General features: G+C 45.5%; 21 protein-coding genes and 3 tRNA genes. 7 read left to right on the forward strand and 17 right to left on the reverse strand.

Translation table 11 applies throughout. The annotated features are described in order from the left end of the window. The 5 genes from H8S75_RS28865 to H8S75_RS28885 all read right to left on the reverse strand — a co-directional run. On the reverse strand, positions 1-271 hold a 271-nt coding region (locus H8S75_RS28865), incomplete at its 3' end, for a hypothetical protein (protein ID WP_187024473.1). Continuing rightward, the gene (locus tag H8S75_RS28870; protein WP_187024474.1) at positions 252-1073 is read right to left on the reverse strand and encodes a rolling circle replication-associated protein; all 822 of its coding nucleotides are present in this window, start codon (positions 1071-1073) and stop codon (positions 252-254) included. The genes H8S75_RS28865 and H8S75_RS28870, both read right to left, overlap by 20 nt. 205 nt (positions 1074-1278) lie before the next feature. Continuing rightward, positions 1279-1452 (reverse strand): hypothetical protein, encoded by a 174-nt coding sequence (locus H8S75_RS28875; RefSeq protein WP_187024475.1) that lies wholly within the window; start codon positions 1450-1452, stop codon positions 1279-1281. Then, entirely contained in the window at positions 1449-1730 is a 282-nt protein-coding gene (locus tag H8S75_RS28880; protein ID WP_187024476.1) for a hypothetical protein, read from the reverse strand. The genes H8S75_RS28875 and H8S75_RS28880 overlap by 4 nt, the downstream gene beginning before the upstream one ends. A gap of 626 nt (positions 1731-2356) precedes the next feature. Then, a complete protein-coding gene (locus H8S75_RS28885) occupies positions 2357-2641 on the reverse strand; it encodes a hypothetical protein (protein WP_187024477.1) in 285 nt (94 codons plus the stop codon). Between the two features lie 202 nt (positions 2642-2843). Between H8S75_RS28885 and H8S75_RS28890 the strand changes: the two genes are divergently transcribed. Beyond that, positions 2844-3431 (forward strand): hypothetical protein, encoded by a 588-nt coding sequence (locus tag H8S75_RS28890; protein WP_187024478.1) that lies wholly within the window; start codon positions 2844-2846, stop codon positions 3429-3431. Positions 3432-3617: 186 nt separating this feature from the next. On the opposite strand, the gene H8S75_RS28895 is transcribed toward H8S75_RS28890, so the two are convergent. Next, positions 3618-3824: a helix-turn-helix domain-containing protein gene (locus tag H8S75_RS28895; protein WP_187024479.1), complete on the reverse strand. Its 207-nt coding sequence runs from the start codon at positions 3822-3824 to the stop codon at positions 3618-3620. Positions 3825-3987: 163 nt separating this feature from the next. On the opposite strand from H8S75_RS28895, the gene H8S75_RS28900 reads away from it, so the two are divergent. Then, positions 3988-4353: a helix-turn-helix domain-containing protein gene (locus tag H8S75_RS28900; protein ID WP_187024480.1), complete on the forward strand. Its 366-nt coding sequence runs from the start codon at positions 3988-3990 to the stop codon at positions 4351-4353. A gap of 328 nt (positions 4354-4681) precedes the next feature. Here the strand turns inward: H8S75_RS28900 and H8S75_RS33665 are convergent, their stop codons facing one another. After that, complete coding sequence (locus H8S75_RS33665; RefSeq protein ID WP_432764210.1) at positions 4682-4897, reverse strand: helix-turn-helix domain-containing protein; 216 nt, start codon at positions 4895-4897, stop codon at positions 4682-4684. 71 nt (positions 4898-4968) lie between these two features. Between H8S75_RS33665 and H8S75_RS28910 the strand changes: the two genes are divergently transcribed. Beyond that, complete coding sequence (locus H8S75_RS28910; RefSeq protein ID WP_187024482.1) at positions 4969-6321, forward strand: site-specific integrase; 1353 nt, start codon at positions 4969-4971, stop codon at positions 6319-6321. Between the two features lie 162 nt (positions 6322-6483). Here H8S75_RS28910 and H8S75_RS28915 read toward each other — a convergent pair. Beyond that, positions 6484-6556 (reverse strand) — tRNA-Thr (locus H8S75_RS28915). A gap of 200 nt (positions 6557-6756) precedes the next feature. Here H8S75_RS28915 and H8S75_RS28920 point away from each other — a divergent pair. After that, complete coding sequence (locus H8S75_RS28920; protein ID WP_002604286.1) at positions 6757-7035, forward strand: acylphosphatase; 279 nt, start codon at positions 6757-6759, stop codon at positions 7033-7035. 67 nt (positions 7036-7102) lie between these two features. Beyond that, a complete protein-coding gene (locus tag H8S75_RS28925; protein ID WP_187024483.1) occupies positions 7103-7270 on the forward strand; it encodes a hypothetical protein in 168 nt (55 codons plus the stop codon). A gap of 7 nt (positions 7271-7277) precedes the next feature. Here H8S75_RS28925 and H8S75_RS28930 read toward each other — a convergent pair whose 3' ends face one another. From H8S75_RS28930 to H8S75_RS28970, 9 genes are all read right to left on the reverse strand, one after another. After that, complete coding sequence (locus tag H8S75_RS28930; RefSeq protein ID WP_187024484.1) at positions 7278-7694, reverse strand: bacteriohemerythrin; 417 nt, start codon at positions 7692-7694, stop codon at positions 7278-7280. A 66-nt stretch (positions 7695-7760) separates the two neighbouring features. Beyond that, positions 7761-8078 (reverse strand): hypothetical protein, encoded by a 318-nt coding sequence (locus tag H8S75_RS28935; RefSeq protein WP_002604289.1) that lies wholly within the window; start codon positions 8076-8078, stop codon positions 7761-7763. Positions 8079-8090: 12 nt separating this feature from the next. Then, positions 8091-9368 (reverse strand): Y-family DNA polymerase, encoded by a 1278-nt coding sequence (locus H8S75_RS28940; RefSeq protein WP_187024485.1) that lies wholly within the window; start codon positions 9366-9368, stop codon positions 8091-8093. 91 nt (positions 9369-9459) lie between these two features. Next, the gene (locus H8S75_RS28945; RefSeq protein ID WP_187024486.1) at positions 9460-10347 is read right to left on the reverse strand and encodes an N-acetylmuramoyl-L-alanine amidase family protein; all 888 of its coding nucleotides are present in this window, start codon (positions 10345-10347) and stop codon (positions 9460-9462) included. A gap of 136 nt (positions 10348-10483) precedes the next feature. Beyond that, a tRNA-Glu gene (locus tag H8S75_RS28950) sits at positions 10484-10555 on the reverse strand. A gap of 26 nt (positions 10556-10581) precedes the next feature. After that, positions 10582-10655 (reverse strand) — tRNA-Pro (locus H8S75_RS28955). 85 nt (positions 10656-10740) lie between these two features. Beyond that, positions 10741-10935, reverse strand: a complete 195-nt coding sequence (locus tag H8S75_RS28960; protein ID WP_187024487.1) for a heavy-metal-associated domain-containing protein — start codon at positions 10933-10935, stop codon at positions 10741-10743. Between the two features lie 43 nt (positions 10936-10978). Continuing rightward, positions 10979-11284: a metal-sensing transcriptional repressor gene (locus H8S75_RS28965; protein WP_055652616.1), complete on the reverse strand. Its 306-nt coding sequence runs from the start codon at positions 11282-11284 to the stop codon at positions 10979-10981. A 24-nt stretch (positions 11285-11308) separates the two neighbouring features. Then, on the reverse strand, positions 11309-13567 hold the full coding sequence (locus tag H8S75_RS28970; protein ID WP_187024488.1) for a heavy metal translocating P-type ATPase: 2259 nt from the start codon (positions 13565-13567) through the stop codon (positions 11309-11311). A gap of 242 nt (positions 13568-13809) precedes the next feature. On the opposite strand from H8S75_RS28970, the gene H8S75_RS32880 reads away from it, so the two are divergent. Next, a complete protein-coding gene (locus tag H8S75_RS32880; protein WP_243270509.1) occupies positions 13810-14046 on the forward strand; it encodes a hypothetical protein in 237 nt (78 codons plus the stop codon). 17 nt (positions 14047-14063) lie between these two features. Next, complete coding sequence (locus H8S75_RS33670; RefSeq protein WP_243270513.1) at positions 14064-14255, forward strand: hypothetical protein; 192 nt, start codon at positions 14064-14066, stop codon at positions 14253-14255. Positions 14256-14286: the final 31 nt, after the last annotated feature.

A 14286-nucleotide genomic window follows, 5' to 3' on the forward strand; every position in this document is an offset into this window, starting at 1 on the left:
TCCAGTCCAGGCCCTTTCTCTGGAATAATATCTCTTCATATTTCATTGTTTTTAAAGGCCATGTGTCTGATCGTTTTGTATATTTCACCTGTACCAAATTATCAAACTTCTTAACTACTTTTACCTGTTCCATCACCGATATGGATACTCGTTCGTCTAAGATATCCTTGAATATCGTTCTATAGATCAGCTTGTCCCCTACTTTAATCGAATCTTTTAAACGCTTAACATCATATTTACAAATCACTGCCTTAACATATCCTTTGGTCATAATCTCTCCCCTGTCCTTGATCAAATGGAAATACACCACACGGCTCCCAGTCCGCATCTACCGGATTAAGCTTAACCATTGTGTAACGCTGATACGGATATCCCAGCTTATCAAACCCGTTGTAGAGACTGTCTTTCTCTATGTAATATCCCTTACGGGGTTTTGGATTTACATCCCACCCTTTTTTAACCGGAACCAGCCTTCGTTCCGGTTTCGGCATGATTAGGTTACGGCTACAGGAATAATGCTGTTTACTCGGATTCCCCTCATCCCTGAATGTCTTTTCGGTTTCTTTAATCATGTACTCTGCCAGACGTTTATATTCTCCTTCTTCATATAGCGGTACAAACTGCCTGCGGCCATGATCTTTCCACAATTCTCTTGTAATCTCCAGAGTTGTCTTTTTGTTACTCTTCACATGGTTGATGATAAGATGATGGTGGATTCTTTTATGAAGGTATTCTGTGACTTGTATGTATTTCAGCTCAAATCCTATTTTCCTGTATTCTTTTCTCAGTTTGGAAAGAAAATCACCTATGTTTTTTTGAGCTTGCTTGCGATCCGGTTTGGGATCCTTATAAGTCAGTATCAAATGCCAGTCACCCGGTTTAAAGTTCGCATTTATTTTTATCGCAAGCTTACGCGCTGCCTGCCTCATATTCGCTTCCTGCATCTCTTCTTTGGTTTTCTTAACCTTTTTACCTCTTACCCCACTGTATCCCTTACGTTCTGACTTAGGGATGCACTTTATAACTTCTATGGTTGCTCCTGCCTTATACTCTATTAATTTATATCTGTACATTACTGTCTCCCATACTGTAAAGTTAGTCCTTTTAACAAGTGAGAAATGCGGTCAAATCCGCTTATTTCCTTGACTTTCCAGTTTGCACAGATTATAATTAAATTGATGTTGGGTCTGTGCAAACAGGCTGTCCTAATGGACAAGCGCATATAGTTAAGGGAATAACTATATGCGCTCTTTTATTGTCAACGTACCTGTCATATTTTCACGCGGTCCCAGCCAGAATCCGCTTTACTTCCATCTGATCCTCAACCGACATGTGGAAGAGCTTTCTCTGCTCGGCTTCCTTCTCCATTTCTTCGATGCATTCGTCACAGTATGGCATCTCTGCCGGGTCTAACAGGCAGCCGCACCGATGGCAGTTGTATCTGTGTCTCATTTCCTAATCACTCCTTTTAGCAATTTGAATAACGCAATACCGGTAATAAAGGCCACGATACACTCTCCTCCATACGCCACGTATCCTCTTTCCAGGTAGGCCAGTGGAGCCAGGAACATATAAACTGCTAATGACATAAGCACGGACAGTGTCACCTGTAAAAATCCGTAAATCCTCCCCGTTCTTTCAGTTTTCCTTTTATTTTTCCGTCTTCTCCTAACGCGCACCACGGGCATGTATAACGTTTCGTCTTCTCTGCCTGTAACGATACATTCCATCGCAATCCGCACTTCCGGCAGATCTCCCAACGTCCTTCTTTTATGCACTTTTCTTTCCTCCGCATATTGTTTCTCTCTTATTCTGATATTTAAGGCGGTTTCAGCCGTCTCACCCCCGGTTTAATCGAAGTGGTTTTATAAGTCTCGGCTGAGACTGAGTGCTTTCGTTATTTAGATAATTTATTAGCAGATCCAGATTTATGTACTTTGTTCTTCCTGTTTTTCCTGATGAAACATAGGGTACTTCTCCATCAAGAACTAATCCTCTGATCTTCCAGTATGTGATCTGAGTCTGGGGATCGTTATTCTTAAAGTAATCCGCACATTGCTGGATCGTTCGCATTCTCGGTACAGAGTTTCCTTCCACTTTTTTACCTCCTGTCCTATTTTCTATTGTCTTTTTCTGCCATGTCTCCTATAATTTAAGTACAGGCCATGCCGGGCCGAGTACATAAGAAAGGAGGCAAAATCAATGTCCCTGCTTAAGTATCGTATAGATATTTCATCTCTATCTGACGGTGAAAAGTCCAATTTGATTGACCGAATCGATAAGCGTTCTTTTAACGGATCCTTTATGATCCCCGGCCAGGACTTTATCGACTTTTTAATTGATGAAAAAGTTAATGTCAGTGTGCTGGATATTCCTGCTTCCTGCCGTCTGACTCGCCTTTATCAATAGGTGCAAAAAAACAATAATTTGTATTGAGGGCTTCCGCATCGTAAAACAGCTCCATGCGGAATCTCTCATGCGTTTGTGCCACTTCATAAAGCTGTCCCATCAGTGACATCATGAATGCCACTGTTTTGTCGAATCCCTCTGTTTTTACCATTCCTTTCCCAACAACTGTCTCTCCCTTTTTTGCAATTTTCTCAGCATCTTCCACCGTAAAAGGTGTGTATTTCTGTTTCATGATTTCTCCGATCTTTCAAAAAATATTTGTTGACACCGATGATTACGGTTCCAAATCAGCCATCATAAAAGCTGTCTCCCTAATCATTGTGTTTTTCCATCCTTTTCCCTTAAAACTTTTTCGTTGTCATTTTCTCCCAAATCCCTTATAATGTACTTATATTTCATGGGTATAACCAATACAAATGAAGGAGAAAATATAAATGAAAAAATCTTTAATTTTAGTCTCTTGTATACTTGTTTTTACCATTTCTGCTTGTTCTAAAGGAGTTTCTCAGGAAGAATATGAGTCCCTTGCATCTCAGAACAATGAATTAATGTCCGAGGTGCAGTTATTATCCGCTGAAAAAGAGTCACTTGCAGATGAATACGAATCATTATCAAACATATCCAATGAACTACTTGATGAAAAAAAAGAGCGTGTACTCAATCAAATGGACGATTCTTATGCTAATGCATGGATTACAACCTCTTTTGGATCTAATAGTACTTGTTTTTCTGATAACGTATCCCTCCTTCAATGTAGTGCAGGTAATGTTTACCCAATTACTGAAGAAGGCATTGCAAAAATTTATAGTGACTTATTAAACTCAATGACTACGCTCGCCTTAGTACAAGATAATATCAAATATGATATGATTTCCATCAAATTCCATAATGTCGCTGGAACATGCGCAATGGAAATAAGCTTAAAAAAACAAAATGGTTCATTCACACTTGATACAATAATGTGTAATGCGTCCTATACCTCTACGATTATTACTGCACTAAACAATATCTTATCTAAATAAAATTTTGATATCTCGTCCCTGACAAATCTTATATTGTCAGGGATTTAAAATTATAAAACTCCCACCTTCCAGATCAACTCACTTAGATTTCTGAAAGGTGACTCTCTAAAAAACATCTTTATTTCCATGTTTCCCTTTCTAAAAATGAATTAAGATATCTTTCGCATCACTTTAGCAAAGTGTCTTCTAAGACACTTTGTCTGCAAAAAAAATATCCACTGGAGAATCTAATTTTAATAACTTTACAATCGCTTGGATTTCTTCAAGAGTAAACTGAGTTTTCCCCTTACACTTCCTGTAAAAAGCTGACCGACTTATCCCTAATTCACTACACATTTTTTCCTTACTTATGCCTTGCTTTTTCATTTCTTCTTCCAGTTTATATTTATTCATTTTTTCTCACCTCCATTTATTTAGTGTCTTTTATGACACTCTCAGTATAAACCAGCTTAGAAATTATGTCAAGCATATTTTTGTCTTTTAGGACACTTAATTATTATTTTTGTTGCAAATAAGACACTTTTATGTTAGACTATAGCCAATAGGAGGTATAGACATGTCAGATACAGGAGAAATAATCAAAAAATTACGAATTGAAAACGGAATGACTTTAGAAGAACTTGGAGATAAGATAGGCGTAGGAAAAAGTACCGTTAGGAAATGGGAAAATGGAATAATTGCAAACATGAAGCGCGATAAGATAGCGAAAATTGCAAGTATCTTTAATGTTTCTCCTTCTTACCTCATGGGTTGGGAAGAGCAAGAGGATATAGAAACAATGGCAACCAGTTTAGATTTATTATATAACGACAAAAGTTTTCAATTAGTTGCAAATAAATACTCTTTGTTGAAAAACGAAATTTCTATTAGACGGTTACTAAAGTATATGGACCTTTTGATCGAAGAAGAGAATGAGCTATAAAATATCGCTCATTCTCTCCTTATAAATCAAGAACGCCGCATAAGTTGTTTATCCAGAAATGAAATTATAGTTTTGAGTAAAGTCTCATCATTAATCTCTCTTAACTGCTCTGCAATTATAGTTATGTAATAATCAATACTCATAAAATATCCTCTCTTTCTGACCACGAGGGTCCGTAGTTACAAATGCTTTAATTTTTTTGATCACGAACTCATCTTGTAACAATTATAACACCACACGGAATTTTTTTGTTCAATTTCAACAATATTTTTCATATATGAAAAATATTGTCTGTATATATAGAAATGCGTACTATAAAAGTATATAATTAAATGTCAACTATCGTGAATAGTTCTGTATATTCTACCCCTAGTGCCTCTGCAATTAATAACAATTCACTTAAAGTGGGTTCCTTCATTCCATTCTCTATCCGCCATAATGAGGTCATAGAAATTCCAGTACTGGCTGATAGCCATTCATATTTAGGGTCCCCATGTTTTGCTTTAACTTCATTGATTAGTATTTTCACCCGTTTGCTCATCATATTAGTGTAATACAAGATAAGCTGTAAAATAAATGGAATTATTTACCAATATTCTGTAGGGAGGTGTGATCATGCCATCGATACGAAAAAAAGGAAACAACTATGAAATAACAATCAGTAACGGTTATGATTCTTCAGGTAGAAAAATAACGGTAAGCCGCACATTTACACCGAAAGATACCTGGAATGAGGAGCGAACTAAAAAAGAGGTTGAAAAGTTTGCGATCCGGCTGGAAGAGAAAGTAAAAAACGGATATAACGTAAAAGCAGACAATATAACTCTTGAAAAATTGTCTGTACTCTTTTTGGAGGATGTGAAGCCGCCAGAAGTAGAGCGAACCACGTACTATGATTATACAAGAAGGCTTCAGATGCGTATTATTCCCATTCTGGGCCGTGAGAAGATTACGAACATCAACGGTCATACCATTAAGGAGTATTCCAGCCAGCTCCGTAAAGACGGGATCCGGCTGGATGGAAAATCCGGTGGACTCTCTGAAGGTTCAATCAACAAAGATAAGGCAGTAATCAGTTCTCTGCTTTCCTATGCCGTTTATGAAGGGCTGCTCAGCATTAATCCTCTGATATACTCTGGAAAGCGCAGAGGGCGTCAAAAAGCCTCCAAAGAGTACACAGTCGATTATTTTACCATTGACCAGACAAAATGGTTTCTGTGGGCCTTAGAGAACGAAATTGAGATAAAGCATAAGGCACATGAATGTAAGAGAAAAGATGGAAGTAAGTATATGGTTAAAGAATATACTCAGAAATGGAAGCTTCCGATTAAATGGCGTGTCTTCTTCATGTTATCACTCTTTACCGGAGAACGTCGCGGTGAGGTTATTTCTCTGACCTGGGAAGACCTGGATTTTGAGACTGGTGAGGTGAATACAGAAATCTCGACCGTATGTGTAGAAGGAAAAGTATATCACAAGGATACCAAAACCCATGCCTCCCGCTGTCCTGTCGTCCCTCTCTTTGTAATGGAGGCTGCTGCCGAGTTACTGAAGGAACAGAAAAAGGAGTCGCTACAGCTCGGGGATCAATGGGTTGGATACAAAGGATCTAAATTCAAAAAGAATTTTGTGTTTACTCAATGGAACGGACAGCAAATGAATTTAGGAAGCCCCAGGCATGAATTCAAGCGATTGATCCGTATCTACAATGATAACGTCGCTAAGTCCGAAGAAGACCTGCTGCCTGAGACAGTTACCCTTCATGATCTGCGGCATACTGCTGCCTCTATCCTTATTTCAAACGGACTGGATGTTCAGTCTGTCGCTGGTGTTCTGGGCCACGCGGATCCTACAACGACATTGAATATCTATTCTTACTTCTTCCGGAGTAAGAATAAGGAGGCTGCAAATATTATGGAGAATGTACTTCGGCCCTCTCCTCAAAACCAAAACGAACAAGTAATTTAAGTAAAAATACAGCCATTGGCTTCTGCCGGCGGCTGTATTTTTTAGCTTATAAAAAGTAGGAATTTGCCAATAGTAGGAAAACAGTAGGATTTGTGTTAAAAACAGAGTTAGTATTTTTTTGGCAAAAAGAAAAACCCCTGATAAAATCAGGGGTTTTCAGCCAGCTCCCGGCCGGACTTGAACCGGCGACCCACGCATTACGAATGCGTTGCGCTACCAACTGCGCTACGGAAGCAGCTTTGTTTGTCAGACTTAACTGTCGGACCTTAGATAGTATATCAGCAAAGGGGGAAAAAATCAACCCTTTTTTTGAAAAAATTGTAAATAGCGAGAACTGTTACAATTGATGTATTAGTTGCAAAAATTAGGGTGAAAAGTTATAATGAATAACAGTAGAAACGTCCCCAAATGACTGGCATTATAAAAGGTGATCAGATGAAGGAAAAAGAACCCGTCAGAAAACACATTCTGGTAAGCGGCCGGGTCCAGGGCGTCGGCTTCCGCTACAGGACCTATTATCTCGCCCAGAATCTTGGTCTGACCGGCTGGGTTCAGAACCTGGATGACGGCCGTGTCGAGATGGAGCTTCAGGGTGATGAAGCAGACATGAACCAGCTTTTCCGAAGGCTGGAGCAAAACAGTTTTATCGATATTACGGACTGTGTGGTAAAGCAGATTCCGACGGAACGGGAAAGCAGTTTTCACGTGCGGTAGCTTCCATATTTTTCCAGCTTCACCTCTCCCATAAAGTTGTATAGTTACCTTATGGGGGTGAATTGAAATGCATAAAAAAGGAGAAAAGGAACTGGCAGATTTATTCGACCGCGCCGCTGAAAGCGACGATCCCGTACCACCAGCACCGGACAATGAATTTCAGACGATTCTGGCTGAGATGAAACGCAGGGGGATTGAACCCCGGATTCGCAGGGAGCTGAAGGAAAAGAAATAGGCGGTCTTTACAGACCGTCTGTTTCTTTTTCCGCGTATCCCGCCACCTCTTTATCCCAGGTCATAATATGCTTCTGAAGCCACTCCTCCACGTTCTTTCTCACAGCCTCCACGAACGCCTCACTCGGTCCTTCCTCTTCCTCCAGCATAATCCGCAGTTCCTCTACGGCCCGCTTAAACTTCTCATGCTCCCGGTGGTGGGCCAAAAGCTTCGGATACCCGCTCTTTTTCTGGAGCCCTTCCTCCTCTGAAAAATGGTAATCCGTATAATCCAGCAAAAAATCAAGCGTTCCCACCGCGGTTCTCTTTTCCGTTCCCGGAACGCACTCCTCCGCCAGTTTATTCACCCGGCTGATCAGTTCTCTGTGCTGCGTGTCGATCAACTCATTCCCCGTTACCAGACTCCTGTCAAATGTAATGCTCATTCTTTCATTCCTCCTTTTACCATCTTTACTCGTATGTGCCTCAATCGCACTTTCCCGGTGCTCCGTCTATTCCGGAAGCACCATGACCCATCTTCCCTCTTCCGGATAAAAAATCAGTTTAAACTCCTGGGTCAGCCCGCCGATCACCGCCCGGCAGGCGTATTCCATGGAAGGTATTCCGGAATAATACTTTTCTTCTCCAAAACGGACTGCCACATGGTTTACGGTCTGCATCATCCCATCGTCCCCTTCGAACTTAAAGGACAGGGGCTGGATTGCTCCGGTACTGGTAAACCACGCCTTGCACGCGATTTTGATCTGTCTGCCAGCCAGAAGCCCGCTGTCCGCTCTTTCCGCATTTGTCCCTATTCCGAACGCCGACATGTCACCACTCCTTTAAAAAACTTCCTGTCTGCTGTAATCCACCGTGCGCTTCTCCCTTGCGATTCCGCCGCCCATGTGATCATGTACGGCGGCTCCCTCCGGATGCTCCGGGAGAAAGGCTGCGCGTTTTACAGCATCGTTGCCGAACCGCCTCCGGATTTCATCGACTGCCTTATCCATTCTCTCCAGCTTTTCGTAATCCATGCGGTCGAAGAGCCCAATCTGCCTCGATTCCTCTGAGGAGACGTGACTTGTATGGATGCCCAGATGGCGGACCGGCGTCTTATCCCACGCCTCGTCAAAGGCCCGGCATGCCGCCTCATACAGTTCCCTCGTGATGTTGGTCGGCGTTTCCAGCGAAATCTGATGAGAATGGTATTCGAACAGATAATCCCGGATTCCCACCGCCACCACGCCGATTTTAACACCGTCCTTCCTGAGTCTGGCGCCCAGTGTTTCCGCCAGGGACAAGAGGACCAGTTTTGCCGTTTCCGCATCACAGACGTCAAAAGCCACTGTGGTGGAATTGCCGTATCCTTTATTGGGCGGAGCCTCCGCCTCCACTGCAGATAGGTCGATGCCGTTGGCAAAGCCCCAGATCACCTCTCCCTGTTTTCCCAGGTGACGTCTTAAAATATCCGGATCGCTCTGTGCCAGCTCCCCGATCGTGGTGATTCCGATCCCCTTGAGTTTCCGGTAGGTCGCGCGCCCGATGAAGAAAAGCTCCGACACGGGAAGCGGCCACATCTTCACCGGAATCTGCTCCTTCCACAGCGTATGGACCCGGTTCGGCTTCTTAAAATCAGAGGCCATCTTTGCCAGAAGCTTATTCTGCGCCACGCCGATGTTCACCGTAAAACCCAGTTCCTGTAAGATCCTCTCCCTTATCGTCTCCGCAGCCGCCTCTGGCGGTCCAAACAGCGCCGTGCTCTCCGTCATATCCATATAAGCCTCGTCGATGCTGTACTGTTCCACCAGCGGCGTATACTCCTTTAAGAGACGGATCAGTGCATCACTGGATCTCTGATAGAGATTATAGTTAGGCGGAACCAATACCAGCTCCGGGCACTTTTTCAAAGCAGAAAACACAGTCTCTCCCGTCTTGATCCCGCATGCCCTGGCAAGAATGGACTTTGCCAGTATAATTCCGTGACGCCTCGTCACATCGCCTCCCACAGCAGAGGAAACCGTCCTCAAATCCAGGCGGCCGCCCAAATGCTTCATCCGGTAGACCGCTTCCCAGGAAAGAAACGCCGAATTCACATCCACATGAAATATGGTGCGTTCCATCAATCATCACCTCAATACTATTGTATCGAATATATGTTCGATTGTAAATGGAAAGTAAAGGAAGCTGTCACAGCTTCCCCTACCGTTCGTTCTATTCTTTTAAAGCACCTTTTTCATCGGTTTTCAAATGCAGCTCCCCTTCGAACATAGCGCCGTCTTTCTTTGCCCGGTAAAGCTCTCCCTTCCAGATGATCCACTGGTCTCTGGCCATGGCGCCGTCGTCCTTTAAATAATACCAGACCCCGTCAGAGCCGGTCTTCCAGGTATCGTGCACCATCATGCCCGCGCCGTCAAACCAGTACCAATGATCGCCATCCTTGTACCAGTCATCGGCCACATAGTTTCCCGTATCTCCGAGATAGAACCGCCAGCCGCCGTCCTCCTCCAACCATCCGGATTTCTTTTCCTGCACAGTGATCCCGTAATACAGGGCGATGGCGTCGGCTTCCGCCCTGGCCAGACGGTCCAGATTCGATTCCTTTAAGAGCCATGCGGCTATCTGCGCATTGGTATGAAAGGAGTGCTCCAAGATAAGCCCTGGAGTCCCTACGGAGACCGCGCCCCGGAGCACGCCATAATAATCCCCGTTCTGTCCTCTTCTGTGCTCAATTCTGGCAGGCTGCTTCGTCTTCATCACCTTTTCCACACACTGCGCGAGAGCCATTCCGATCCCATCCGCGCTTCCGTTAATGACGCAGTAGGCGGCTGGATAGTCCACCTGATTGTTCACACCGGTTCCCACCGCGTTGGAATGGTCGGACAGGAACAAATCGCATCCTTTCGACTCCGCGCCTCTGGCGAAAAGACCCTTGTCCTCATCCTCCCGGCGCCTCGTGGTGATCACTTCGATTCCATACTCTTCCAAATACTTTTTCTGCAGAAGGTGCAGTTTCCATACCATGACAGACTCGTAATACCGATGATCTGCCGGGCTCTGGTTATACCGGCCCTGATGTCCCGCATCCAAACATATCTTCATATCGCTGCTGACTCCTTTTTAAGCTTATACTACAGGATATGAAACTTTGGGACAGGTGTTGCATCAGGCTCCCGCGCCCATAATTTTGTATAATAACGAAAAAAGCTTCCGGATTTATTTTCCGAAAGCTTTTTTATGACCTATCCGAGAATCGAACTCGGGTTTCCGCCGTGAGAGGGCGGCGTCTTGACCGCTTGACCAATAGGCCACGTATCGAATGTTAACCAAAAATCGTCGAGGCGACAAGATTCGAACTTGCGACCTCTGCGTCCCGAACGCAGCGCTCTACCAAACTGAGCCACGCCTCGATACCTTTGGTAGTATAATATAAAAATGATGGATTGTCAACTATATTTTGGAATTTTTTTAATTTTATAAAATATAAGAAAAATTCTACTGCTGTTCCACCGCCGTAAAGCCCAGATCATCGAGAATTTCCACTGCTTTTCCGTAGTCCTTCTCTTCCTCGATCACTACGGTCTTGGTCTCTAAATCCACTTTGTGGCCGATTCCCTCGTGATCCAGCCCTTTTTTGATTCTTGATACACATCCGTTACACATCATTTCATCACAGCGATAAGTCTTCATAGTCTTTATCTCCTTTTCTTTTTCATAAATTGCGGTTGTTCAATCACTTCATAACCTTCTGTATCGTCATACACAGCTCATCGACCGCTTCTAAATTGCCGTCCTGAATCTGTTCCACGACACAGCTCTTGATATGGCTCGACAGCAGCACCTTATTGAAGCTGTTAAGTGCCGCCTGAACCGCGGATACCTGTGTTAAGATGTCCACACAGTACCGCTCGTCTTCCACCATGCTCTTAATGCCGCGGATCTGGCCTTCGATCCGGTTTAAGCGGTTCAGTAAGTCCTTTTCCTCCGCGGCCTGACGATGCTTGTGCTTCACCGCACAGTCACATGTGCGTTCCTCCATATCATACCTCCATTCCTTATGCCCCTACAGCTTTACTGTCTTTAAGCGAAGCGCGTTGCTCACCACGCAGACCGAACTGAGTGACATGGCAAATCCGGCAAACATCGGATTTAACAGCGGGCCTCCAAATAAGTATAGCACACCAGCGGCCACAGGGATACCCAGACTGTTATAGAAAAATGCCCAGAATAAATTCTGTTTGATGTTCCGAATCGTGAGACGGCTTAATTTTACCGCCTTATAGACGTCGCGCAGATCGGATTTCATGAGGACGATATCGCCGGATTCCAAAGCGATGTCGCTTCCTGAACCGATGGCCGTTCCCACATCCGCGGATACAAGCGCCGGAGCGTCGTTGATTCCGTCTCCAACCATCATGACGGTCTTTCCCTGCTTCTGCAAAGACTCCACCACATTGGCCTTATCTTCCGGCAGAACCTCTGCGATTACGGTGTCGATATGGGCCTGCCTGCCGATGTAGTCCGCTGTCTTCTGATTGTCTCCCGTCAGCATACACACCGTGATTCCCAGACTCTTTAACTGGTCCACAGCCTCCACGCTGGTCTCCTTAATGGTATCGGCTACACAGATAATGCCCTTTAACGTGCCATCCACCATCAGATACATCGGTGTCTTTCCCTGGTTCGCCATCTGGTGGGCCTGCTCTCTCACGGGATCGCCCATGGATACCTTCATCTGCTCCACCAGTCTTTCATTACCCACGGCTACCTGGCTCGTTCCGATGGATGCGATGATTCCCGCTCCCGTCACGCTCTCAAATTTCTCCGGCATGGCAAGCTCCAGCCCATGTTCTCTGGCCTTCAGTACGATGGCCTGCCCCAGCGGATGCTCCGACATCTGTTCACAGCCAGCCGCCAGCTTAAGAAGACCGTCGGAGGTCTCCGTCTGATCCAGAACCACGATGTCCGTGACCTTCGGCTTCCCTTCCGTAATCGTACCCGTCTTATCAAATACGACAGTGTCTACCTTATGAGCGGTCTCCAGCGCCTCACCACTCTTGATCAGGATTCCATGGCTGGCTCCCAGACCGGTTCCGACCATGATCGCCGTCGGTGTCGCCAGTCCCAGCGCACACGGGCAGGCGATAACCAGAACCGCCACAAAGATGGTCAGGACAAAAGACAGCTCCTTGCCGCCAAACAGCCACCAGAGGAGCGCCGCAACCAGTGCGATTCCCATAACCGTCGGAACGAAGTATCCCGCAACCTTGTCTGCCAGTTTGGAGATAGGCGCCTTTTTCCCCTGTGCGTCCTCGATCATCTTAATGATCTTGGAAAGCGTGGTATCCCCGCCTGTATGGGTAACCTCCATCTCCATGGCCCCGTTGTAATTCATGCTGCCGCCGATCAGGGTGTCGCCCTCCTGCTTCTCCACAGGGATGCTCTCTCCTGTCAGCATGGACTCATCCACGCTGCTGCTGCCGCCCGACACGATACCGTCCAGGGGTATCCTGCTGCCCGGCTTGATAAGGACATGCTGTCCCACTCTCACACTGGCCGTTTCCACTTCCCGTTCCGTACCATCCTCATAGAGAATCGCGGTGTCCGGAGCCAGCTCCATCAGCTTTCTGATCGCTTCGGAGGTCTTGCCCTTGCTTCTGCTCTCCATGTATTTGCCCAGCATGACGAGAGTGACGACCACGGCCGCCGACTCGTAATAGAGGTGATGGGCGTTCATCGGATTCACCGGTATCGTAACCGTCATACAGAGGCTGTAGATAAACGCACTGCCGGTGCCGATCGCCACCAGGGAATCCATGTTCGGATTGCCCTTAAACAGCGCCCTTAAACCTACCAGATAAAACTTCCTTCCCGCAATAAGCACTGGAACCGTAAGAATCAGCTGTGCCAGCGCATAGTTGAAAGGATTGGCTTCCATATGGAGGAAATGCGGAAGCGGAAGTTCAAACGGGAGCATATGGCCCATGGAAATGTACAGAAGCGGAACCGCAAAACAGATGGCCACGATCAGCCGTCTCTTCATCGTGTCGCGCTGCTGCTCCTGCTTTCCCCAGTTTTCCTCCTCCTGGGCCTTTACATCTTTCTCCTCCGCCAGAGGGCAGGCGCCGAATCCGGCCTTCTCTACCTTCCCCATAATCATCTCCGGAGTGACTTTCGTCTCGTCGTAGGTGATGGTCATCTTGTTCGTCGTCAGATTCACGTCACTCGACTCCACACCTTCCAGTTTTCTCGTGACCCGTTCCACCGCACTGCTGCAGGCTGCACAGGACATGCCTTCAATATCGTAAACTTCAGTTCTCATAAGATCATCCTTTCTCATATACCCCTATAGGGTATATTCATTATAGTATGATTTCTTATCCCTGTCAATGGTATCTGTCAATATTATTTCTCAATAAAGGAAAATCTTGCTGGAAATCTTCGGAAATAAAAAGGCAGGTTCCGCAGCGCTTCTAGAAGAAACCTCAGGTTCATGGTAGAATTAGACAGTCTTGTTTCAGCAAAAGCGTTAAAAACAAACAAATGAGAAAGCAGGTATTGATTATGTGGGCAAATCCATTGAATCCGGGAGATACCATCGGCATTATTTTCCCCAGCCATACCGTCACTCCGGACGACTACGCGAAAATCATCTCCGGGATCGAAGCGAAAGGCTTTCGGGTGAAAACGGAGAGCCGCTTATACCGGCATACGTACGGCTACGCGGCAAGCGAGACGGAGCGCGCCGATGATCTCAGTGAGCATGTAATCTGTCCCATATTGAGCAGAGTTCCTTCATAAATCAGGTATCAGGGCTGCTGTTCGGCAACTATTCAGACACCTTATCGCAGCTGCTGCTTGGCAGGCTGGAACGTTTCGGCCGGAAACACAGCATCCCGGTCGCGTACTGCGATGATTTCGGCCACGGAAAAAATCACGCCATCCTGCCAGCTGGCTGCCGCGCTGTGCTGGATACGAAAAATAAGACACTGCGGTTTCTCCCTTCATAATTGGCAGCAAAAAGGCAGGTCTGCACAGGAC

Origin of the sequence: Hungatella hominis, from assembly GCF_014288005.1 — a bacterium.
In the GTDB taxonomy this organism is placed as follows: domain Bacteria; phylum Bacillota; class Clostridia; order Lachnospirales; family Lachnospiraceae; genus Hungatella; species Hungatella effluvii.

Excerpts from the sequence above, each read along its gene's own strand:
- H8S75_RS28870 (WP_187024474.1), bottom strand. The coding sequence starts at position 1,073 with ATGTACAGATATAAATTAATAGAGTATAAGGCAGGAGCAACCATAGAA.
- H8S75_RS28875 (WP_187024475.1), bottom strand. The coding sequence starts at position 1,452 with ATGAGACACAGATACAACTGCCATCGGTGCGGCTGCCTGTTAGACCCG.
- H8S75_RS28880 (WP_187024476.1), bottom strand. The coding sequence starts at position 1,730 with ATGGAATGTATCGTTACAGGCAGAGAAGACGAAACGTTATACATGCCC.
- H8S75_RS28885 (WP_187024477.1), bottom strand. The coding sequence starts at position 2,641 with ATGAAACAGAAATACACACCTTTTACGGTGGAAGATGCTGAGAAAATT.
- H8S75_RS28890 (WP_187024478.1), top strand. The coding sequence starts at position 2,844 with ATGAAAAAATCTTTAATTTTAGTCTCTTGTATACTTGTTTTTACCATT.
- H8S75_RS28895 (WP_187024479.1), bottom strand. The coding sequence starts at position 3,824 with ATGAATAAATATAAACTGGAAGAAGAAATGAAAAAGCAAGGCATAAGT.
- H8S75_RS28900 (WP_187024480.1), top strand. The coding sequence starts at position 3,988 with ATGTCAGATACAGGAGAAATAATCAAAAAATTACGAATTGAAAACGGA.
- H8S75_RS33665 (WP_432764210.1), bottom strand. The coding sequence starts at position 4,897 with ATGATGAGCAAACGGGTGAAAATACTAATCAATGAAGTTAAAGCAAAA.
- H8S75_RS28910 (WP_187024482.1), top strand. The coding sequence starts at position 4,969 with ATGCCATCGATACGAAAAAAAGGAAACAACTATGAAATAACAATCAGT.
- H8S75_RS28920 (WP_002604286.1), top strand. The coding sequence starts at position 6,757 with ATGAAGGAAAAAGAACCCGTCAGAAAACACATTCTGGTAAGCGGCCGG.
- H8S75_RS28925 (WP_187024483.1), top strand. The coding sequence starts at position 7,103 with ATGCATAAAAAAGGAGAAAAGGAACTGGCAGATTTATTCGACCGCGCC.
- H8S75_RS28930 (WP_187024484.1), bottom strand. The coding sequence starts at position 7,694 with ATGAGCATTACATTTGACAGGAGTCTGGTAACGGGGAATGAGTTGATC.
- H8S75_RS28935 (WP_002604289.1), bottom strand. The coding sequence starts at position 8,078 with ATGTCGGCGTTCGGAATAGGGACAAATGCGGAAAGAGCGGACAGCGGG.
- H8S75_RS28940 (WP_187024485.1), bottom strand. The coding sequence starts at position 9,368 with ATGGAACGCACCATATTTCATGTGGATGTGAATTCGGCGTTTCTTTCC.
- H8S75_RS28945 (WP_187024486.1), bottom strand. The coding sequence starts at position 10,347 with ATGAAGATATGTTTGGATGCGGGACATCAGGGCCGGTATAACCAGAGC.
- H8S75_RS28960 (WP_187024487.1), bottom strand. The coding sequence starts at position 10,935 with ATGAAGACTTATCGCTGTGATGAAATGATGTGTAACGGATGTGTATCA.
- H8S75_RS28965 (WP_055652616.1), bottom strand. The coding sequence starts at position 11,284 with ATGGAGGAACGCACATGTGACTGTGCGGTGAAGCACAAGCATCGTCAG.
- H8S75_RS28970 (WP_187024488.1), bottom strand. The coding sequence starts at position 13,567 with ATGAGAACTGAAGTTTACGATATTGAAGGCATGTCCTGTGCAGCCTGC.
- H8S75_RS32880 (WP_243270509.1), top strand. The coding sequence starts at position 13,810 with ATGTGGGCAAATCCATTGAATCCGGGAGATACCATCGGCATTATTTTC.